Annotated in this window: 16 protein-coding genes, 5 tRNA genes and 3 rRNA genes; 7 read left to right on the top strand and 17 right to left on the bottom strand. The window is 46.4% G+C overall.

Annotation, left to right across the window (positions count from 1 at the left end; all coding sequences use genetic code 11):
- Window positions 1-92: 92 nt before the first annotated feature.
- Window positions 93-980, bottom strand: coding sequence for a pyridoxal kinase PdxY (gene pdxY, locus GZK95_RS00315; RefSeq protein ID WP_075710463.1), 888 nt, complete (start codon window positions 978-980; stop codon window positions 93-95).
- Between the two features lie 897 nt (window positions 981-1,877).
- Here pdxY and GZK95_RS00310 point away from each other — a divergent pair.
- Window positions 1,878-3,866, top strand: coding sequence for an LTA synthase family protein (locus GZK95_RS00310; protein ID WP_075714032.1), 1,989 nt, complete (start codon window positions 1,878-1,880; stop codon window positions 3,864-3,866).
- A 602-nt stretch (window positions 3,867-4,468) separates the two neighbouring features.
- Here the strand turns inward: GZK95_RS00310 and GZK95_RS00305 are convergent.
- The 8 genes from GZK95_RS00305 to GZK95_RS00270 all read right to left on the bottom strand — a co-directional run bounded on the left by GZK95_RS00305 (window position 4,469) and on the right by GZK95_RS00270 (window position 10,007).
- Window positions 4,469-4,559, bottom strand: a tRNA-Ser gene (locus tag GZK95_RS00305).
- A 90-nt stretch (window positions 4,560-4,649) separates the two neighbouring features.
- Window positions 4,650-4,766: ribosomal RNA gene (rrf, locus tag GZK95_RS00300) — 5S ribosomal RNA — on the bottom strand.
- A 92-nt stretch (window positions 4,767-4,858) separates the two neighbouring features.
- Window positions 4,859-7,748 (bottom strand): 23S ribosomal RNA (locus GZK95_RS00295).
- A 269-nt stretch (window positions 7,749-8,017) separates the two neighbouring features.
- Window positions 8,018-8,093, bottom strand: a tRNA-Val gene (locus GZK95_RS00290).
- Window positions 8,094-8,127: 34 nt separating this feature from the next.
- Window positions 8,128-8,203, bottom strand: a tRNA-Ala gene (locus GZK95_RS00285).
- Window positions 8,204-8,213: 10 nt separating this feature from the next.
- Window positions 8,214-8,289, bottom strand: a tRNA-Lys gene (locus tag GZK95_RS00280).
- A gap of 2 nt (window positions 8,290-8,291) precedes the next feature.
- Window positions 8,292-8,367 (bottom strand) — tRNA-Glu (locus GZK95_RS00275).
- Window positions 8,368-8,454: 87 nt separating this feature from the next.
- Window positions 8,455-10,007 (bottom strand): 16S ribosomal RNA (locus GZK95_RS00270).
- The 16S, 23S and 5S rRNA genes sit together here with 5 tRNA genes alongside, the layout of an rRNA operon.
- Window positions 10,008-10,525: 518 nt before the next feature.
- On the opposite strand from GZK95_RS00270, the gene GZK95_RS00265 reads away from it, so the two are divergent.
- Window positions 10,526-11,077, top strand: coding sequence for a gamma carbonic anhydrase family protein (locus tag GZK95_RS00265; RefSeq protein WP_075713734.1), 552 nt, complete (start codon window positions 10,526-10,528; stop codon window positions 11,075-11,077).
- On the opposite strand, the gene GZK95_RS00260 is transcribed toward GZK95_RS00265, so the two are convergent.
- The 4 genes from GZK95_RS00260 to GZK95_RS00245 all read right to left on the bottom strand — a co-directional run bounded on the left by GZK95_RS00260 (window position 11,067) and on the right by GZK95_RS00245 (window position 13,736).
- Complete coding sequence (locus GZK95_RS00260; RefSeq protein ID WP_075707082.1) at window positions 11,067-11,333, bottom strand: DUF1488 family protein; 267 nt, start codon at window positions 11,331-11,333, stop codon at window positions 11,067-11,069. The two genes, GZK95_RS00265 and GZK95_RS00260, sit on opposite strands and share 11 nt — an antisense overlap.
- Window positions 11,333-12,166, bottom strand: coding sequence for a shikimate dehydrogenase (gene aroE, locus GZK95_RS00255; RefSeq protein WP_075713732.1), 834 nt, complete (start codon window positions 12,164-12,166; stop codon window positions 11,333-11,335). The genes GZK95_RS00260 and aroE overlap by 1 nt, the downstream gene beginning before the upstream one ends.
- Before the next feature lie 71 nt (window positions 12,167-12,237).
- Window positions 12,238-13,158: an oxygen-dependent coproporphyrinogen oxidase gene (gene hemF, locus GZK95_RS00250; RefSeq protein WP_075713730.1), complete on the bottom strand. Its 921-nt coding sequence runs from the start codon at window positions 13,156-13,158 to the stop codon at window positions 12,238-12,240.
- Window positions 13,159-13,178: 20 nt separating this feature from the next.
- Window positions 13,179-13,736, bottom strand: coding sequence for an L-threonylcarbamoyladenylate synthase (locus tag GZK95_RS00245; RefSeq protein WP_075713728.1), 558 nt, complete (start codon window positions 13,734-13,736; stop codon window positions 13,179-13,181).
- 320 nt (window positions 13,737-14,056) lie between these two features.
- On the opposite strand from GZK95_RS00245, the gene purE reads away from it, so the two are divergent.
- Both purE and GZK95_RS00235 read left to right on the top strand, forming a co-directional pair.
- The gene (gene purE / locus GZK95_RS00240) at window positions 14,057-14,542 is read left to right on the top strand and encodes a 5-(carboxyamino)imidazole ribonucleotide mutase (RefSeq protein ID WP_075707090.1); all 486 of its coding nucleotides are present in this window, start codon (window positions 14,057-14,059) and stop codon (window positions 14,540-14,542) included.
- Between the two features lie 3 nt (window positions 14,543-14,545).
- Window positions 14,546-15,667, top strand: coding sequence for a 5-(carboxyamino)imidazole ribonucleotide synthase (locus GZK95_RS00235; RefSeq protein WP_075713726.1), 1,122 nt, complete (start codon window positions 14,546-14,548; stop codon window positions 15,665-15,667).
- Between the two features lie 45 nt (window positions 15,668-15,712).
- On the opposite strand, the gene GZK95_RS00230 is transcribed toward GZK95_RS00235, so the two are convergent.
- Genes GZK95_RS00230 through GZK95_RS00215 form a run of 4 tightly spaced genes read right to left on the bottom strand, consistent with a single transcriptional unit; the run spans window position 15,713 to window position 18,403 of the window.
- The gene (locus tag GZK95_RS00230) at window positions 15,713-16,297 is read right to left on the bottom strand and encodes a DNA topoisomerase family protein (protein WP_075713724.1); all 585 of its coding nucleotides are present in this window, start codon (window positions 16,295-16,297) and stop codon (window positions 15,713-15,715) included.
- A gap of 23 nt (window positions 16,298-16,320) precedes the next feature.
- Complete coding sequence (locus GZK95_RS00225) at window positions 16,321-16,797, bottom strand: DUF494 family protein (RefSeq protein WP_075707096.1); 477 nt, start codon at window positions 16,795-16,797, stop codon at window positions 16,321-16,323.
- A gap of 2 nt (window positions 16,798-16,799) precedes the next feature.
- Window positions 16,800-17,915, bottom strand: a complete 1,116-nt coding sequence (gene dprA / locus GZK95_RS00220) for a DNA-processing protein DprA (protein ID WP_075714835.1) — start codon at window positions 17,913-17,915, stop codon at window positions 16,800-16,802.
- On the bottom strand, window positions 17,912-18,403 hold the full coding sequence (locus tag GZK95_RS00215; RefSeq protein ID WP_075714837.1) for a hypothetical protein: 492 nt from the start codon (window positions 18,401-18,403) through the stop codon (window positions 17,912-17,914). The genes dprA and GZK95_RS00215 overlap by 4 nt, the downstream gene beginning before the upstream one ends.
- Before the next feature lie 171 nt (window positions 18,404-18,574).
- Between GZK95_RS00215 and def the strand changes: the two genes are divergently transcribed.
- The 3 genes from def (at window position 18,575) to rsmB (ending at window position 21,454) form a co-directional block, all read left to right on the top strand.
- Window positions 18,575-19,087 carry a peptide deformylase gene (gene def / locus GZK95_RS00210; protein ID WP_075707102.1) on the top strand — a complete coding sequence of 171 codons (513 nt, stop codon included), beginning with the start codon at window positions 18,575-18,577 and terminating at the stop codon, window positions 19,085-19,087.
- Between the two features lie 32 nt (window positions 19,088-19,119).
- Window positions 19,120-20,067, top strand: coding sequence for a methionyl-tRNA formyltransferase (fmt, locus tag GZK95_RS00205; protein WP_075707104.1), 948 nt, complete (start codon window positions 19,120-19,122; stop codon window positions 20,065-20,067).
- 106 nt (window positions 20,068-20,173) lie between these two features.
- Window positions 20,174-21,454: a 16S rRNA (cytosine(967)-C(5))-methyltransferase RsmB gene (rsmB, locus tag GZK95_RS00200; protein WP_075714839.1), complete on the top strand. Its 1,281-nt coding sequence runs from the start codon at window positions 20,174-20,176 to the stop codon at window positions 21,452-21,454.
- Window positions 21,455-21,543: the final 89 nt, after the last annotated feature.

Genomic DNA, 21,543 nt, shown 5'->3' with positions numbered 1-21,543 from the left:
TTTTTATTGCTGACAAAAAAAGCCGTTCATCAGCGGCAAGAGTCCAATGAACGGCTAGAAAAGCAAAAGGGGGTGAGGGCAATGATGCGCGTTTAGATCGAGTAGTATGTGAAAGAATTATCCTGCACACACTTCCCCAACTCGAATTTCTCGGTTGGCTCAACAATCTCATCCTGAGCCGCAATAGTTTGCAGTTCCCATTCACCTAGTTGATGGGTCTTCTTCACTACGGCATAGGCAGCTTCATTACAGTGTTTAAACGCTCGAGCAACCGACCACTCTTTGAGTAAACCTGCAGTGAATAGAGATGAAATTAGATCACCGACACCGACGAGAGGTTTGTCGAAATCCAGTTGAGGACGCTGTGCAATAAAGCACTGATCGTCAAACGCTAACATCATTGAGAACTTATCATCCGAAATCGAATATAGATGTTTTACTAACACAATGTGCGGACCTAGAGTCAAAGCTTTCTTACATGCTGCCACCGCATCATTCAGATTGTGGATTTCCATCCCAACAAACTGGCTGAGCTCAAACTGGTTTGGCACGATAACGTCAGCCATAGGCATCAGAGTATTTAGCAGGTAATCTGAAATACCTTCACTAACGATACAGCCTTTATCGGGAGCGCCCATCACAGGATCACAGACATAAATAGAAGCAGGGTTATAAGCTTTCACTTTCCTTACCAAGTCGGCAACCATCTCACATTGGTCGACACTACCTTGATAACCCGTTACCACTGCATCACATTTTTTCAGCGCACCGATTTTTTCTAGACCTTGGGTCAGTTGTTCTATATCCGAAGCAGGAAAGGCATGACCAGTCCAACCCTCAGAGTATTGGGTGTGATTTGAAAACTGCACCGTATGAATTGGGAAAACTTCAAACCCCATACGTTGCATAGGAAATACAGCTGAGCTATTTCCCGCATGGCCATATACCACATGACTTTGAATCGAAATCACACCGCGCATTTATGTAAACCTCTTAACTTTAAAGCTAATACGAAAGAACTCTCACCTTACAAATGATATTTGTCTCGTATTTCGTTTAGAAATTCAGTGACAATAGAGTAACTCTGCGTATCAATGTTTCTGCTATTAAAGTTCATTTACTTATTCAAAGGAACAACTCAGCGTTCAATAGAAATAGTCATGTTGTAAATAAATAAAAACACAGACATTTTATTTATTTATATGACGAACGACCACTATTTGTTAAGAAAATACGATCTAGAAATATTGCAACAAATATATAAATTTGCTAGCAAAGCAAAACTGGGTGTGATCCAAACAACAAGTTTAGAATAAATTCAACTCATCAGCTTTGGATTTTGATGTAAATATTATTATACGATATTGAACACGTTAGCTTACTTAGAATGAAAAACTAATTGCCATCGAGAAAATGAAGAGAAGTCATGCATATTCTTTAATCTCGTATTCAACAGAGAAGAGAGACGGTAGCAAATAATAACAGCATGACAATCGTTAAATAAATATATAATCTAAGTAAAACAAATTAACAACAGGCCAATGGCCTCCATATATTAATAGCTTTAACATCAGTTATTATCAATAACTTATATCACTATATCAATATATTTATATCTTAAATAGCAATAGCTTATTGCAAACTCACTATAATCACTTTGTTTAGAAAAGAGATAATTAGTAATAATTATCCAAATCGCCATGCTTGCTCACATATTCTATGTAACAAGCTTTTAGCATTGTTCGTCTCCTGTGGTAAAATGTTGAGCAATTCACCATGCTAACATTATGTAACGCAACAAGGTGATGCGCGTGTAGTTTTATATCTATATTTTGTTTACTACAATTCTGATCACTCAATACTCTCTTAATTTTTTTATGTACCAAAACAATGCTCAAAAGCTCGTTCGCTTGGTATGGGTTCAAGTTGCGCTACTCGCTTTAATACTTTCGATATCCCGCCAGTTATTTACTTTCTCTATTGGCGATTTGACACAAATCTCGCGAGTTCTGCCTGATTACTTACAATCAATTGTTATTGGTTTTCGCTTTGATATGCGCGTGGCTACCATCGCTTTTGCGCCATTTTTTCTGCTCGGTCTTATTTTTGCCGGAACAAAGTTATTTGGAAGGTTGACGCGTTGTATCCCTATTTATAGTGGTATCGTTTATTTTATCGCCGCCGCAGCCTCTATCGGCAACTACTACTACTACAAAACATACAGCAATCATTTTGATATCTTTATTTTTGGCTTAGTCGAAGATGATACCTCGGCAGTTTTAACGACCATGTGGCAAGATTACCCAATTGTCACATCCACTATAGCCGCAATCGTCATTACAGCGATTACGACTCAACTCGTGACGATCGCTTGGCGTAAAATTGCCAAGCTGACTTGGCCGCAACGTAGCCCGATCATCACAGTTATTTCGCTGGTTATCACTATCGCGATCTACTTTATCTTCGCACGAGGCTCCATTGGCACGTTCCCTTTAAAACAATACCATGCCAACGTCTCTAGCTATGAAGTGTTAAACAAGGTGACACCAAACGCTTTATTGGCGCTAGACTGGGCACGCAGTAGCCACAAAAAGAGTGACAAGTTCCACAGCGTTTCGAAAGATGAGTACAACCAGCAGATGGAAAAAGTACTCGGACAAGCTGACGCCGTATACTCCACCGCACACAACGACTATCTGGCCGACAATAAGCCTAACGTTGTATTTGCATTAATGGAAAGTATGGGGACAAATCTACTGGTTGATGACAGCGAGAAGACGACTGACCTACTAGGTTCTCTACGACCACACTACCAAAGCGATTTTCATTTTGAACGCTTCTTATCGGGCACTGATGGCACCATCAATAGCATTGCGATGATGCTATTTCATAGTAACATCTCATCGCTTAGTCATGGCAGCGAGCAAAAGACTGTGCTCAAAGAGACGGCGTTCTTACCCTATAAACAGGCTGGCTATGACATCGTCTATATCACAGGTGGCAGTCCACTATGGCGGAACCTTAAGCACTATTTACCTCTACAAGGTGTCGATCAGTTCTACTCAGAAGAAGATATCTATGAAGCTTTTCCAGAAGCGGAGCAATACTCTGCCACATGGGGAGCGCCAGATAAGTATACCTTTAAGTTTGCTGAGCAAATCCTTAAACAGAGTCAACGCCCTGTAGTCATCATGATTCAGACTCAGACTAACCACCCACCGTATCAAATCCCAGATAACTATCAGCCAGCAGCGCTCAAAGTGAGCGAAAAAATGATGCGTAAGGTAGATATGGACGAGCCTAAAGCACGTAAGATCTACGAAACATATCAATACGCAAATGACGCTCTAGGGGATTTTGTGTCGGAGATAAAGAGTTCGTCTTTAGGCGAAAATACGCTTATTTCCGCTTCTGGCGATCATCGCTTGCGCGAATTTTCAATTTCGTTTCCAGAGGATCTCGGCACTGCGCACTCAGTACCATTCTATCTCTATGTTCCAGAGAGTATCCTTGCGCACACGCCCCACAAGTATCAAGCCAATCGAATTGGCTCACATAGAGATATCTTCCCGACTCTCTATGCGTTCAGTCTTTCTAACGCAACATACACCTCTCTTGGGGGCCGCAACTTGCTTGCTGTTAACGACATTCAAACCCCTTACGCGCACAACAATGGGGTGACGTTAACCAGTACAGGGGCGAGCTATGGTGCCAATAGAACGGTCATTTACCCATGGAAAAATGAGCATGACCTTACTGTTGATATTGAAGGTGTTGCTAACCCAACCCCTAACTTAGATGTCGAACTTAAGAAGCTAGAAACGCTTTATATCAATGCTGAGTTAAAAGGTTTTAAGGCTCACTAAATCCCTCCCTCTAAAAGGTTGAGAGCGCTTTGCTCTCATCCTTTTATCTACTCAACAGCGCCTTGTTGCAAAGCACCACTCTTCCTGAAAGCAGTAAACCCGCCTCATTACGCCTTATAAAGCGAGCACCTCAAACTTGTTATTAGTACCACCATATCTCAGCCGTTAAAGTCAGCGAATACACCAGTCATATGACTGTCTAGAGTAAGACAACTGAGTGCTCACATCGCTAGAGCGGTATTTCAATACCAATTCGTTAGACCCAAGCTTTCATGAAGAGTGCAGTAAGGGAAGGAACTCGAGCATGAATCAATGATGGAGGGGTAGCTTTAAGATAGGCCAGAATTTTAAATAGCAAAAAGTTAAATAGCAAAAAGCCCGCTAGAAATTAGCGGGCTTTTTTAATAGTCACGGAAAGCTCGGGTTGAACACAACTAGGGATTCACGGTTCACAACCACATGGGCAGCGGTCTTAAAGCGCCATCGGCTAACAACGTTTTTCGCGTCGCTCCAATCAACCCTAGATAAAGTTCTGCAGCCTATCTTTTCCTGAATAGCACATAGCAAAAAGCCCGCTAGATGTTAGCGGGCTTTTTTAATAGTGGCGGAGAGATAGGGATTTGAACCCTAGATACGCTATTAACGTATGCCGGTTTTCAAGACCGGTGCTTTCAACCACTCAGCCATCTCTCCACAAATTGTTCCTAAAACTTAGTCTTACTTAATAATGCTATGTTTTAGTTTTGCCTTTAGATTTTTCAAAATCTAAAAACAGGTAAGCAAGCCTGGCGATGTCCTACTCTCACATGGGGAAGCCCCACACTACCATCGGCGCTAATTCGTTTCACTTCTGAGTTCGGCATGGAAATCAGGTGGGTCCAAATCGCTATGGTCGCCAAGCAAATTCTTTAATCTGGAAAGCTGTTTTTGTGTTCTCTACACAATCAAGTTTTGTTCTTGCTTTGAGTCCATCAAAACCCCTTGGGTGTTGTATGGTTAAGCCTCACGGGCAATTAGTATCAGTTAGCTCAATGCCTCACAGCACTTACACACCTGACCTATCAACGTCGTAGTCTCCGACAACCCTTTAGGATACTTAAAGTATCAGGGAGAACTCATCTCAAGGCTCGCTTCCCGCTTAGATGCTTTCAGCGGTTATCGATTCCGAACTTAGCTACCGGGCAATGCGTCTGGCGACACAACCCGAACACCAGAGGTTCGTCCACTCCGGTCCTCTCGTACTAGGAGCAGCCCCTTTCAATTCTCCAACGCCCACGGCAGATAGGGACCGAACTGTCTCACGACGTTCTAAACCCAGCTCGCGTACCACTTTAAATGGCGAACAGCCATACCCTTGGGACCGACTTCAGCCCCAGGATGTGATGAGCCGACATCGAGGTGCCAAACACCGCCGTCGATATGAACTCTTGGGCGGTATCAGCCTGTTATCCCCGGAGTACCTTTTATCCGTTGAGCGATGGCCCTTCCATACAGAACCACCGGATCACTATGACCTACTTTCGTACCTGCTCGAATTGTCATTCTCGCAGTTAAGCGGGCTTATGCCATTGCACTAACCACACGATGTCCAACCGTGTTTAGCCCACCTTCGTGCTCCTCCGTTACTCTTTGGGAGGAGACCGCCCCAGTCAAACTACCCACCAGGCACTGTCCGTAACCCCGATTAGGGGTCGACGTTAGAACATCAACACTACAAGGGTGGTATTTCAAGGACGGCTCCACACATACTGGCGTACGTGCTTCAAAGCCTCCCACCTATCCTACACATGTAGGGTCAATGTTCAGTGCCAAGCTGTAGTAAAGGTTCACGGGGTCTTTCCGTCTAGCCGCGGGTACACTGCATCTTCACAGCGATTTCAATTTCACTGAGTCTCGGGTGGAGACAGCGTGGCCATCATTACGCCATTCGTGCAGGTCGGAACTTACCCGACAAGGAATTTCGCTACCTTAGGACCGTTATAGTTACGGCCGCCGTTTACCGGGGCTTCGATCAAGAGCTTCGACCTAAGTCTAACCCCATCAATTAACCTTCCGGCACCGGGCAGGCGTCACACCGTATACGTCATCTTACGATTTTGCACAGTGCTGTGTTTTTAATAAACAGTTGCAGCCACCTGGTATCTGCGACTCTCAATAGCTCCATCCGCAAGGGACTTCACCGTCAAGAGCGTACCTTCTCCCGAAGTTACGGTACCATTTTGCCTAGTTCCTTCACCCGAGTTCTCTCAAGCGCCTTGGTATTCTCTACCCGACCACCTGTGTCGGTTTGGGGTACGATTCCTTACAATCTGAAGCTTAGAGGCTTTTCCTGGAAGCATGGCATCAATGACTTCACTACCGTAGTAGCTCGACGTCGTGTCTCAGCCTTAAAAAGAGCCGGATTTACCTAACTCTTAAGCCTACGCACTTGAACCTGGACAACCGTCGCCAGGCCCACCTAGCCTTCTCCGTCCCCCCATCGCAATTGTAAGAAGTACGGGAATATTAACCCGTTTCCCATCGACTACGCCTTTCGGCCTCGCCTTAGGGGTCGACTTACCCTGCCCCGATTAACGTTGGACAGGAACCCTTGGTCTTCCGGCGAGGAGGTTTTTCACCCCCTTTATCGTTACTCATGTCAGCATTCGCACTTCTGATACCTCCAGCATGCTTTACAACACACCTTCAACGGCTTACAGAACGCTCCCCTACCCAATAACTAAAAGTTATTGCCGCAGCTTCGGTTTATAGCTTAGCCCCGTTACATCTTCCGCGCAGGCCGACTCGACTAGTGAGCTATTACGCTTTCTTTAAATGATGGCTGCTTCTAAGCCAACATCCTAGCTGTCTAAGCCTTCCCACATCGTTTCCCACTTAGCTATAATTTGGGACCTTAGCTGGCGGTCTGGGTTGTTTCCCTCTCCACGACGGACGTTAGCACCCGCCGTGTGTCTCCCGGATAGTACTTACTGGTATTCGGAGTTTGCAAAGGGTTGGTAAGTCGGGATGACCCCCTAGCCTTAACAGTGCTCTACCCCCAGTAGTATTCGTCCGAGGCGCTACCTAAATAGCTTTCGGGGAGAACCAGCTATCTCCAGGTTTGATTGGCCTTTCACCCCTAGCCACAAGTCATCCGCTAATTTTTCAACATTAGTCGGTTCGGTCCTCCAGTTGATGTTACTCAACCTTCAACCTGCCCATGGCTAGATCACCTGGTTTCGGGTCTATATCCAGAGACTGAACGCCCAGTTAAGACTCGGTTTCCCTACGGCTCCCCTAGATGGTTAACCTTGCCACTGAATATAAGTCGCTGACCCATTATACAAAAGGTACGCAGTCACAGGACAAAGCCTGCTCCTACTGCTTGTACGTACACGGTTTCAGGTTCTATTTCACTCCCCTCACAGGGGTTCTTTTCGCCTTTCCCTCACGGTACTGGTTCACTATCGGTCAGTCAGTAGTATTTAGCCTTGGAGGATGGTCCCCCCATATTCAGACAGGATAACACGTGTCCCGCCCTACTCGATTTCACTGAACACACATCGTCAACTACGGGACTATCACCCTGTATCGTCGGACTTTCCAGACCGTTCGTCTAACGTGTATAAAGCTTAAGGGCTAGTCCAATTTCGCTCGCCGCTACTTTCGGAATCTCGGTTGATTTCTTTTCCTCGGGGTACTTAGATGTTTCAGTTCCCCCGGTTCGCCTCGTTATGCTATGTATTCACATAACGATACTTACTTATGTAAGTGGGTTTCCCCATTCGGAAATCCCAGACTCAAGTGGCTTTTACTGCCTAATCTGGGCTTATCGCAAGTTAATACGTCCTTCATCGCCTCTGACTGCCAAGGCATCCACCGTGTACGCTTAGTCACTTAACCATACAACCCGAAGGAGTTTCGAGTTGATGTTCAAATCACCAAAGTTGTCTGCAATTTTTATACATGATGCAGACTCGATTTTGCCGGACTCAAATTCCAAGAACACTTGAATGTGTTTTTGTGTATTCATAAATGAATACTTTGAGAACTTTACAAACAACAATAAATTGTTGTTTTGTCAGCTTTCCAAATTGTTAAAGAGCTAGATTTTACTTTCTACTTAAAGAAAGAAACCATTTTTAAAAGCACTCATCGAATGCGCTTAAAGATGGTGGGCGATACCGGGCTCGAACCAGTGACCCCCTGCTTGTAAGGCAGGTGCTCTCCCAACTGAGCTAATCGCCCACATTATTTTACTTCTTGTGGAAGAAGTCTCGAATGGTGGAGCTAAGCAGGATCGAACTGCTGACCTCCTGCGTGCAAGGCAGGCGCTCTCCCAGCTGAGCTATAGCCCCATCGAGAAAATGGTGGGTCGTGCAGGATTCGAACCTGCGACCAATTGATTAAAAGTCAACTGCTCTACCAACTGAGCTAACGACCCAATGGTATCCCGTAGGGGAGTCGAACCCCTGTTACCGCCGTGAAAGGGCGGTGTCCTAGGCCTCTAGACGAACGGGACACTGGATTGAAGAGTATGGGTACTCTTCTTCTCTTAAACTTTATAAACCATCAATCTGTGTGAACACTCATCGCAATAATCATCGTATAAGGAGGTGATCCAGCGCCAGGTTCCCCTAGCGCTACCTTGTTACGACTTCACCCCAGTCATGAACCACAAAGTGGTGAGCGTCCTCCCGAAGGTTAAACTACCCACTTCTTTTGCAGCCCACTCCCATGGTGTGACGGGCGGTGTGTACAAGGCCCGGGAACGTATTCACCGTGGCATTCTGATCCACGATTACTAGCGATTCCGACTTCATGGAGTCGAGTTGCAGACTCCAATCCGGACTACGACGTACTTTTTGGGATTCGCTCACTTTCGCAAGTTGGCTGCCCTCTGTATACGCCATTGTAGCACGTGTGTAGCCCTACTCGTAAGGGCCATGATGACTTGACGTCGTCCCCACCTTCCTCCGGTTTATCACCGGCAGTCTCCCTGGAGTTCCCGACATTACTCGCTGGCAAACAAGGATAAGGGTTGCGCTCGTTGCGGGACTTAACCCAACATTTCACAACACGAGCTGACGACAGCCATGCAGCACCTGTCTCATAGTTCCCGAAGGCACCAAAGCATCTCTGCTAAGTTCTATGGATGTCAAGAGTAGGTAAGGTTCTTCGCGTTGCATCGAATTAAACCACATGCTCCACCGCTTGTGCGGGCCCCCGTCAATTCATTTGAGTTTTAATCTTGCGACCGTACTCCCCAGGCGGTCTACTTAACGCGTTAGCTCCGAAAGCCACGGCTCAAGGCCACAACCTCCAAGTAGACATCGTTTACGGCGTGGACTACCAGGGTATCTAATCCTGTTTGCTCCCCACGCTTTCGCATCTGAGTGTCAGTATCTGTCCAGGGGGCCGCCTTCGCCACCGGTATTCCTTCAGATCTCTACGCATTTCACCGCTACACCTGAAATTCTACCCCCCTCTACAGTACTCTAGTCAGCCAGTTTCAAATGCAATTCCGAGGTTGAGCCCCGGGCTTTCACATCTGACTTAACTAACCACCTGCATGCGCTTTACGCCCAGTAATTCCGATTAACGCTCGCACCCTCCGTATTACCGCGGCTGCTGGCACGGAGTTAGCCGGTGCTTCTTCTGTCGCTAACGTCAAATCCATACGCTATTAACGCATGAACCTTCCTCACGACTGAAAGTACTTTACAACCCGAAGGCCTTCTTCATACACGCGGCATGGCTGCATCAGGCTTGCGCCCATTGTGCAATATTCCCCACTGCTGCCTCCCGTAGGAGTCTGGACCGTGTCTCAGTTCCAGTGTGGCTGATCATCCTCTCAGACCAGCTAGGGATCGTCGCCTTGGTGAGCCCTTACCTCACCAACTAGCTAATCCCACCTAGGCATATCCTGACGCGAGAGGCCCGAAGGTCCCCCTCTTTGGCCCGTAGGCATTATGCGGTATTAGCCATCGTTTCCAATGGTTATCCCCCACATCAGGGCAATTTCCTAGGCATTACTCACCCGTCCGCCGCTCGCCGCCCATAAACGCACCCGAAGGATTGTTTATGTCGCTGCCGCTCGACTTGCATGTGTTAGGCCTGCCGCCAGCGTTCAATCTGAGCCATGATCAAACTCTTCAATTTAAGATTTTGTCGACTCAATGAATACTGAACATTACATAGTAATGTTTGAATTGACTGTGCTGCTATTTCTAGCAATGGTCACTTCGTTTCATTGAAATCTAATTTGAAGCCTAAGCTTCTAATTTGGATTATCATCAACGAGTGCCCACACAGATTGATAGGTTTATATTGTTAAAGAGCTTTCCTTCTTTGTGAGTCACCTCACTTCGGAAGAGGCGGCTATTTTAGCGAGTTAAAGTTTAGTGTCAACCACTTTTTTCAAACTTTTTTCAAGCGTTTTGCTTGGCTAAGTAACCGTGCTGATTTGACTCCAACCCCTTTAAGCCGAGGCTTCGAAGCTGTGCCGTGTCAGCGAGGTGGCATTATAGAGATCGCCGTCACATTGGCAAGCCCTTTTTATGCTTTTTTTTGATTTTTTTATCGTTTGAGTATTTTCTAGTCACAAACGCTTATTTCTTCAGCTCTTCTAAGCTTTAGCATGGCTATATTGGCCTTGAACCAACGATCCAGGAGTAAAAATGAGTTCGCTACGCAGTTATAAAGGTATCGCACCATCAATTGGAAAACGCGTCTATATAGACAGCAGTTCTGTCTTAGTTGGTGATATTACGATTGGTGACGATTCGAGTATTTGGCCATTAGTTGCAGCTCGTGGTGATGTTAACTCTATAAAGATAGGACAACGCAGCAATATTCAAGATGGCAGTGTTCTGCATGTTACCCATAAAAATGCGAGCAACCCAAACGGCTACCCTCTGATTATTGGTAATGATGTCACGATTGGACATAAAGTCATGTTACACGGCTGCATTATTAATGATCGCGTTTTAGTGGGCATGGGCACGATCGTGCTCGATGGTGCAGTAATAGAAGAAGAGGTGATGATTGGTGCCGGTAGTTTAGTGCCACCAGGAAAAGTATTAGCCAGTGGCTTTCTTTATGTGGGCAGTCCAGTAAAACAAGCGCGCCCCTTAAAAGATGAAGAGCGCGCTTTCTTGCAAAAGTCAGCCAATAACTATGTGCAGAATAAAGAAGACTACTTACATCATGTTGAGAATATTACGCCCTGAGCTCTACTAGACCTTCAGCGTTGTACTCTTCCTCTTCTATTAACTGTTCAGCGAGCTCTTCGATTTCAAAGCGGTTTTGTTCAAAAACCGCTAGAGCTTGCTGAGTAGTGGTCAAAGGTTCACTGGCTAGAGAACTCAAATACTCAAGTGACGCCACACATTCAATTAACGCCCCCGCTTGTTGAGCAGGAAACTTTACCCCGTTCAACGCATCATCCCAATCTTGAATGTCTGGAAATAGAATCGATTGATTCATTACATACCTTCTAAGTTCTTGCGTAATTCGCGTAAGATTTGCTTTGTACCTGGTCTTAAACCTCGCCACAACATAAAACTTTCTGCAGCTTGGCCGACCAACATACCTAAGCCATCATACGCTTGAGCGGCACCTTGCTCGAGAGCCCATTGATTAAATGCTGTTTTTCCCTTGCCATACATCATGTCATAAGCAACCGTTGTCGCGCTGAATATTGACGGTGAAATATTGGGTAAATCGCCACTCAAGCTTGCAGAGGTTGAGTTGATCACGACATCAAACGCCTCTTTTACTTCTTCAAGTGGTATAGCTTGAATCGGGCCCAGATCGGCAAACAATTTAGCTAGCTGCTCTGCTTTACTAAACGTTCGATTGGTAATAACGATTTGTTGTGGCTTTAGCTCTAATAGCGGCTGAATCACACCTCGCGCCGCACCGCCTGCACCAATAATAAGAATCCGCGCATTCTCCAAAGGAACTTGATAATTCTGCAGATCCAACACCAGCCCTGCACCATCGGTGTTATCACCCAAAATAATGCCATCATCGAGTTTTTTAAGTGTATTGACCGCACCAGCCAACTCAGCTCGCTGCGTCAAACGATCGGCAAATTGGTACGCGTCCTCTTTAAACGGCATAGTAATGTTGCAGCCACGTCCACCTTGAGAAAAGAATGCTTTCGCTGCTTGTTCAAAACCATCAACAGCCGCAAGCTCAGCGCTGTAGCTTAACGGTTGATTCGTTTGGCGTGCGAATAGCGTATGAATAAACGGGGATTTACTGTGTCCAATTGGGTTGCCAAAGACGGCATAACGATCAATTTGCTGCGTCATATCCTTATTACCAGTAACAAAATAGGGTCATTTAATGACCCTATCATTATCTAAATCACGCGGGAAGTATTTTACCACTCTCTTGGTTTTAGGTAGTGCTCATAAAGCTCGGCTTCAGCAGAACCCGGCTCCGGCTGATAACCGTATTCCCAACGAGCCATTGGAGGCATAGACATTAGGATAGATTCAGTCCGCCCACCACTTTGCAGGCCAAACAACGTTCCTCGGTCAAAAACCAAGTTAAACTCAACATAGCGACCACGACGGTATAACTGAAACTGTCGCTCGCGCACACCATAAGCGGTCATTTTGCGGCGCTCAACAATTGGAAGATAGGCTTGAGTGTAGCCTTCACCAACCGCTTTTATATAGGCAAAGCACTTGTCGAACTCCCACTTGTTTAAGTCATCAAAGAATAGACCGCCAACGCCTCGAGTCTCGTTACGATGAGGCAAATAGAAGTATTTATCACACCACGCTTTATGCTCGGCATAGACGTCATCACCAAATGGCGCACAAATTTCTCTTGCGGTGCTATGCCAGTAACCACAATCTTCTTCGAACGGATAAAACGGTGTTAGGTCAAAACCACCGCCAAACCACCAAATTGGCGCCTCGCCCTCTTTCTCGGCAATAAAAAAGCGAACATTTGCATGCGAAGTTGGCACATATGGGTTGTGAGGATGCATCACCAACGAGACCCCCATCGCTTCAAAACTGCGCCCCGCAAGTTCTGGTCGGTGAGCGGTAGCCGAAGCTGGCATCTCCTGTCCGCTGACATGAGAAAAATTGACCCCACCCTGCTCAAATACAGCGCCATTGGTCATCACTCGAGTTCGACCTCCACCAGCAAGCCGCTCTCCAGGCTCGCGCTGCCAAGCATCTTGTTCAAATTTGGCTTTTCCATCAGCCTGTTCTAACTGGCGACAAATCTCATCTTGCAACGCCATTAAGAAGTGCTTTACTGCTTGCTTATCGATTGAAGTTGGCATATTGGCTTCCTATATGTTGATTATCCTTGGCGTAACACTTGCAATGTTCTTGCGTCGCGAATTTCACTCGGTTTATCTCGTCCACTGGTTTCGCCGCGTAAAATAGCCACTAATTTATCGCCCAGTTGTGCTTCTACCTCTTCTGTCGTCATACAAGGCGGCAAACCAGTAAGATTAGCACTTGTTGATGTGAGTGGTTTACCAAACGCTAGACAGATTTTCTGTACCAAAGGATGATCGGTCACGCGCACCGCGATCGAATCAAACTGACCACAAAGCCAATTTGAAGCTTTATCGCTCGCGGGCATAATCCAAGTATATGGCCCAGGCCAAGAAGCCTTCACTGTCGCCAACTGCTCTTGATTGAGTTGTGACTCATCGATGTAGGGTAATAGCTGCTCATAACTAGCCGCTATTAAAATCAGCCCTTTCTCTACCGGACGCTGCTTTAGCGTCAATAGTTTTTCAATCGCTTGCGGGTTATCGGGATCACAGCCCACACCAAATACACCTTCGGTCGGATAGGCGATCACTTCACCTTGCTGTAATGCACTAAGAGCTTGCTCAAAGTTATCCACTCAAGTTTCCTTTCTCATTTCAATTCCTCATAATTTGAAGCTTGGTAACATTGCTTAGGGAAGCCCCCTTTATATGCAAAACAACCTTTGGCAGGGGGTTGAAAGCATTCGCCAGCACCAAAGTCACTTCTAGCAGGAATAGGATGTTAACATTTTTACTCAGTTTACTAACAATCTGCCGCGCTGACTAAAGCAATTTATTGATAAATTATGTCGAATCGTTTTTTACCCCGCGCAAACGTTTGCTTGAGGTGAAAATACTCGTATAATGCGCACAAATTAGAGTGGTGTTACTCAATGGCAGCTTGAAGGAGTTTGAAATGAAAGTCGGAATTATCATGGGTTCAAAATCAGATTGGCCAACCATGAAACTTGCAGCAGAGATGCTCGACACATTTGGCGTAAGTTATGAAACCAAAGTGGTTTCAGCACACCGCACCCCTCAACTGCTTGCAGAATATGCCTCCAGCGCCAAAGAGCGTGGTATCAAAGTTATCATTGCCGGTGCTGGCGGAGCCGCTCATCTACCCGGCATGACTGCCGCCTTTACCAGTTTGCCTGTCCTTGGTGTGCCAGTGCAATCACGAGCGCTAAAAGGCATGGACTCACTTCTCTCTATCGTTCAAATGCCAAAAGGCATTGCCGTCGGTACACTGGCTATTGGTGAAGCTGGAGCCGCGAACGCGGGTATTCTGGCTGCGCAAATTATCGGTACACACGATGAAGATGTGATGGCGAAAGTAGAAGCCTTCCGTAATGAGCAAACAGAAACAGTACTGGCAAACTCAAACCCAGCCGAGGATTAATCCATGCGCGTTTTAGTATTAGGTTCTGGCCAACTTGCCCGCATGATGTCATTAGCGGGAGCTCCACTTAATATCGAGCTATCCGCGTACGATGTCACCAATGGCAATATTGTTCATCCACTCACGCAAACTGTACTCGGCAGCGGCCTAGACAATGCGATTGCCAATGCTGACGTGATTACCGCTGAGTTCGAACATATTCCACACCCTATCCTCGATATCTGTGAGCAAAGTGGTAAGTTCCTACCAACAACAGAAGCGATTAAAGCTGGGGGCGATCGTCGACTGGAAAAAGCACTGTTGGATAACGCAGGCGTTCGCAATGCGAAGTACGCAGTGATCAACAGTCGAGAAGATTTTGACGTCGCGATTGAACATGTGGGTATTCCAATGGTGCTAAAAAGCGCCTTGGGCGGGTATGACGGTAAAGGGCAATGGCGTCTAAAAGATTTGGCTGATGTCGAAAATATTTGGGCCCAAATGGCGGACTGTATCGCGTCTAGCGACAATCAAGCGATTGTTGCCGAAGAGTTTGTCCCTTTTCAACGTGAAGTGTCATTAGTCGGAGCTCGTGGTAGAGATGGCTCGATCGCAGTCTACCCTCTGGCTGAAAATGTTCATACAGAGGGTGTATTAAGCCTATCGACGGCTATTGCTGACCAAGAGCTACAAGCCCAAGCTCAGCAAATGTTTACCTCTGTCGCAGAAAGCTTGAACTATGTCGGCGTACTGGCGTTAGAGTTCTTCGACCTTAACGGCCAACTGGTTGTCAATGAAATAGCCCCACGCGTACACAACTCAGGACACTGGACTCAACAAGGTGCGGAAACTTGTCAGTTTGAAAACCACTTAAGAGCAGTTTGCAACTTACCACTGGGCAGCACCCAACTGATTCGTGAAACTGCAATGATCAATATCTTAGGTGAAGATACGCTACCTAACGAGTTACTCGCTATGGATGGGGTACATATTCATTGGTATGGCAAAGAGAAACGCACAGGTCGTAAAATGGGGCACATCAATGTGTGTAGCGATTACAGTGGAGAACTGCAACGCAGATTATCCGCGTTAGCCGATGTCCTTGATAAAACTGCCTTTCCTGCATTAGCAAAGTTTGCTCGATAACTCTTCGCCAGCATACAGAAAAGCGACGCTGGAGCGTCGCTTTTTTTATTCAATTTCAGTTTGGGTGTGATGACACTTTCTATCTGCACATTGCAACTTGATGCCACTCGCCAATGTCTTTTCGACTAGCAACGGAAAGCCACATTGCTCACATTGACCCGCGATTGGGGGCTGATTGACGGCAAACTTACACTTAGGGTAATTATCACAAGCGTAGAACAGTTTGCCAAAACGGTTTTTCCGCTCAACCAAATGACCTTTCCCACAGTCTGGACAAACAATTTGGTCATTAGATTCGGGTGGAGATTGCTCCATTGACTCGATGTGATGACATTCAGGGTAGTGACTACAACCAATAAACATCCCATAACGACCTTGGCGCAGCACCAGTTCATTGCCACATTGAGGGCAAGGGACGCCAAGCTCTTTAATGATATGCCCATCGTTTTGATGTAAAGGCTTGATAAAGTCACAGTCAGGATACTGGTTGCAGCCTAAAAATGGACCGTGTTTACCATGACGAAGTTGTAACCGACCGTCACGCTCTTCATCCTGACATTTGGGGCAGGCTTGATGCTCAAGAGCGTGTTCATGGGCGGAAAACAGTTGTTGGTCGATTTTATTACTCATAAAGAATGCGCATAGTACTTTTATTAATGGAGGATACCTTGCTCTTTGCTGTACAGAAGCTCTTCCATCAAAGTGTAGGCATTTTCATTGCCAGGAACATTAAATAGCACCATAAGCACAATCCATTTAAGGTCGTCGAGTTCAAAGTCATCAGTCTCTAAACCCATAACGCGATCAATCACCATCTCGCGTGTTTCTATACTCAATACACTGACTTGTTCTAAGAACATCAAGAAGCCACGACACTCGATATCCAGACGGTCCATTTCTTGAGCCGTGTAGATACGTGTGGATGACGCGCCACTCACTGAGATAGCAGAATCCAACTCACCTTGCTGCAATGCGGCCAGTTCTTCTAACCAGACGAGGGCTTTATAAATGTCTTTTTGATCAAAACCCGCTCGAAGTAACTCATCTTCAAGCTCATCTTGATTGACCTGTAACTCAGCATCGCTATGGATGTAAGTTTCAAATAGATACATTAGGATATCCATCATCATAGCTAGCCCCTCCCCTTACGAATATAACCACCAGAAACCGCAACAACATGCCCTGAGAGCTCTAACTCTAACAGCTGCATCATGACTTCCTGCACAGGAATATTGGTCCTCTGTGCCAAAATATCAACCGGTGTCACTTGTGTGCCTACGTTAGCTAGAAGATCAGCAAATGGCAATTGTTCTTTCGGCTCTTTTTCAATCGGGCCATTTGGGCTTATTTTTTCCATATAATGATTAGACCAACGCAGCAACGTCTCTATTTCATTTACGATGTCTTCAACGGTTTGGATTAAACAAGCTCCTTGTTTTATCAACTGGTTACACCCTTTGGCTTGTGAGGAGTGAATCGAACCCGGCAGCGCAAACACATCACGCCCTTGTTCAGCGGCATATCGAGCGGTAATAAGGGACCCACTTCGCTCGGTGGCTTCCACCACCAAAACTCCCAACGACAAACCGCTAATAATGCGATTACGACGAGGAAAGTTAGCCGATTTTGGCAAAATTGCGGGGTGAAACTCTGAAACCAATGCCCCTTGATTCTCTATCCTTTGCGCAAGACGCTTATGACGCGCAGGGTAAACAGTATTCAATCCACATCCTAGCACCGCAATTGTCGAGCCTCCTTGTCGCAATGCCCCATCATGAGCATGACCATCTACGCCCAGCGCTAATCCACTCGTGATGGTTAAACCCTGCTGCGCTAACTCACCCGCAAAATAGGTCGCATTTCGTAAACCATCAATGGTGGCATGACGACTCCCCACCAGCGCGACTTGAGGCGTGGTCAATACTGATGGCTCACCTTTAACAAACAACACGGGTGGCGGTATGGATAACTGGGCAAGCAGCGGCGGGTAAAGGGGATCGTCTAGCGTAATAATGTGGTGATTGTCTGCGCTATCTCGCCAATCGATGCACTGCTCCACATATTGGTGTTTATCCATCAGAATAAAAGCCGCTTGTGATGCTGTTAGACCAAGAGCTTGTAGCGCTTGGTGATCCAAAGAAACCAAAGCCTGTGGACTCGCTTTGGCTAATAACGTGTGCAACCCTTTCGCGCCGAGGCGAGGTGTGAAATAGAGGGTTAACCAAGCGCGAAGGAGGTCACTGCTCATTTACGCGACGCCTGCCAATCTAGGGGTAACGCCACATCATTGACGCGCACTTCTTGTGTCTGGGCCGTGATTTGTAAACGCGACATCGCGTTTTCACTCTGCTTTAACTCAGCCCACGCAACCACTTTAAGCTGCACAAGTTGCTGCTCACCCAAAGAGTAAGTTTGCGTTGGATGATATATACCCCAACGATGCGCCGTCTGTTCACCACTGATAAACAGTAAATCTTGAGCCGTGATGTAGTGTTTACCGTGGTTAAGGCCCAAAACACGGGCAGCTTGTTCTAACTGCCGCTCAGAGAGCAACAATGAGGAGTGGGTGGGTTTCTCTTTGATTGGTTCAGAGGTCAAATCAGAGTGACTGGATGCCCTGATCTTAGGGCTAAGTATTTGAATAGAGTTATTGCCATCTTGTTGCTTTGCATCGCCTGATACGCCCCAAAAGGCGCATGATATAAGGAGTGTAAGTGTCGTGAACATTCGATACATAACGCTCTCTTAGGGCAGATGATAGGCAAATACAAATATGAAAAGTGGTTACTTTATCGACAAAAATGCATGTCAAAAAGCGTATTGATGCTGTCATTTGCGTTATAAAATGTCTAGAATTGAGCCAACGAGGATTATCTCGATTCGGCACAAATAACATTTCGAGTGAATATGTCTGTATTACAAGTATTAACATTCCCAGATGATCGCCTTCGTACTGTCGCTAAACCAGTAGAAGCTGTGACTCCAGAGATTCAAAAAATCGTTGATGACATGATTGAAACCATGTACGACGAAGAAGGTATCGGTCTTGCGGCAACACAAGTTGACGTACACCAACGTATCGTCGTTATCGATATTTCAGAAACTCGTGACGAGCCAATGGTGCTTATCAACCCTGAAATTCTCGACAAACGCGGTGAAGATGGTATTGAAGAAGGATGTCTTTCAGTTCCTGGTGCTCGCGCTTTAGTGCCACGCGCGGCAGAAGTGACCGTTAAAGCATTGAACCGTGACGGTGAAGAGTTCACATTTGAAGCTGATGAGCTACTAGCAATCTGCGTACAACACGAGCTTGATCACCTAGAAGGTAAGCTGTTTGTCGACTACCTTTCGCCTCTTAAGCGTAAACGTATCCAAGACAAGCTAGCAAAAGTTAAGCGCTTTAACGAAAAACAGCGTTAAGTCGCGTTCACAAGAATTAGAAGGAAGGTACCTTGAGCAAGCCTTTACGTATCGTATTTGCGGGTACTCCGGACTTCGCCGCCCAACATATGGCGGCGTTGTTGTCTTCGGAGCATGAAGTTATTGCCGCGTACACAAACCCTGACCGCCCAGCCGGTCGCGGGAAAAAGCTAACTGCGAGTGCGGTTAAAACTTTAGCGCTAGAGCATAACGTTCCAGTATACCAACCAGAAAACTTCAAGTCAGACGAAGCAAAGCAAGAACTTGCTGAGCTTAATGCTGACATCATGGTGGTGGTGGCATACGGCCTACTGCTTCCTCAAGCAGTTTTAGATACACCAAAGTTAGGCTGTATTAACGTACACGGTTCAATCTTGCCACGCTGGCGTGGTGCTGCACCGATCCAACGCTCTATCTGGGCTGGCGACGCTGAAACTGGCGTCACCATTATGCAGATGGATATTGGCCTTGATACTGGTGACATGTTAAAAATCGCCAAACTGCCGATTGAAGCAAGCGATACCAGCGCAACCATGTATCAAAAACTGGCAGAACTCGGCCCGCAAGCGCTAGTTGAATGTCTTAACGATATTGCCGCTGGTACTGCGGTCCCGGTCAAACAAGATGACGAGCTCGCCAATTACGCCAAAAAGCTAAGCAAAGAAGAAGCACGCATTGATTGGAATGATGATGCCGCGCACATTGAGCGCTGTGTTCGAGCTTTCAATCCATGGCCGATGAGCCACTTTGAAGTTGCAGAAAATAGCATCAAAGTATGGCAAAGCCGTGTTGCAGAACAAACAAGCGACAAACCGGCTGGTACCATCATTCAAGCCGACAAAACCGGTATCTATGTTGCAACGGGTCATGGCGTACTCGTTCTGGAACAACTGCAAGTTCCGGGCAAAAAAGCGATGGGTGTGCAAGATATTCTTAACTCACGCGCCGCTTGGTTTGAAGTTGGTAGCCAACTGGCTTAACCCAAACCATCACCGATGAGTAATCGGTGAATTGGTAGCATATCAAACCGATATATAAGAACTTTTTGAGGGCAGAGATGCCCTCCTTTACTTTAAGGTATTCAACATGAATGTTCGCGCTGCGGCAGCTAACGTCCTTTTCCAAGTTGTCGACAAAGGTCAGTCTCTCTCTAATGCCCTTCCTGCGGCTCAGCAGCAGATTCGACCTCGTGACCATGCTCTATTACAAGAAATTTGCTACGGAGCTCTGCGCTACTTACCACGCCTTGAATCAATCGCAAATGAGTTGATGGATAAACCCCTCAAAGGTAAACAGCGTGTCTTCCATCACCTTATTCTTGTTGGCATCTACCAGCTCAGCTTTATGCGCATTCCTGCCCATGCTGCGGTTGGCGAAACTGTCGAAGGCACCAAAGAGCTTAAAGGTCCGCGTCTACGTGGTTTAATTAACGCGGTACTACGTAACTATCAGCGCAATCAAGAGCAACTGGATCAGCATGCTATCAGCCACAATGCGGGTAAGTATGGCCACCCAAGCTGGTTACTCAAACTGCTGCAAGAAGCATATCCGCAGCAGTGGGAGCAGATTGTTGAAGCGAATAACAGTAAAGCGCCGATGTGGTTGCGCGTGAACCACCAGCACCATACTCGTGAAGAGTACCAAGCCTTATTGAACCAAGAAGGTATTGAAACCACGCTTCATCCACAGGCAAAAGACGCACTAAAACTCGCTTCACCTTGTGATGTGACTAAGCTACCAGGCTTTGAAAAAGGCTGGGTTTCTGTACAAGATGCCGCAGCTCAACTTTCAATTGATTATCTGACGCCGAAAGACGGTGAGCTAATCTTAGATTGCTGCGCGGCACCTGGCGGTAAAACGGCACATATCCTTGAGCGAACGAAAGATGCTCAGGTGGTGGCCATTGATTGTGATGATGCTCGCTTAAAACGCGTCCATGACAACCTTAAACGTCTAAAACTCCAAGCTGAAGTGATCTGCGGGGATGCGCGTCAACCGCAAACTTGGTGGCAGGGTGAGCAATTCGACCGAATTTTATTGGATGCACCTTGTTCTGCGACAGGGGTTATCCGTCGCCACCCAGATATTAAGTGGTTGCGCCGTGCAGACGATATCAAAGCGCTAGCTGAGCTGCAAAGCGAGATCATCGACGCAATGTGGCAGCAATTAAAACCAGGCGGTACCTTAGTTTACGCTACTTGCTCGATCACCCCACAAGAGAACAAACTACAAGTGCAAGCCTTCCTTGAGCGAACAAGCAATGCGCAACTGCAAGGCTCAGATATCACTAACCCGGGGCGTCAGATCCTGCCAGGTGAAGATGATATGGATGGTTTCTACTACGCAGTGATCACGAAACAAGCATAATGCAAGATCACGCATAGTGTTAAAGCGAAGCTTGCTCTTTACGAGCTTCGCTATTATTTTCAATGCATTGGAATATGCTCTATACCGCT

The organism is Vibrio panuliri (genome assembly GCF_009938205.1).
Lineage (GTDB): Bacteria > Pseudomonadota > Gammaproteobacteria > Enterobacterales > Vibrionaceae > Vibrio > Vibrio panuliri.
Note: the sequence above shows the minus strand (reverse complement) of the source record. Positions and strands in the feature narration are given on the sequence as shown.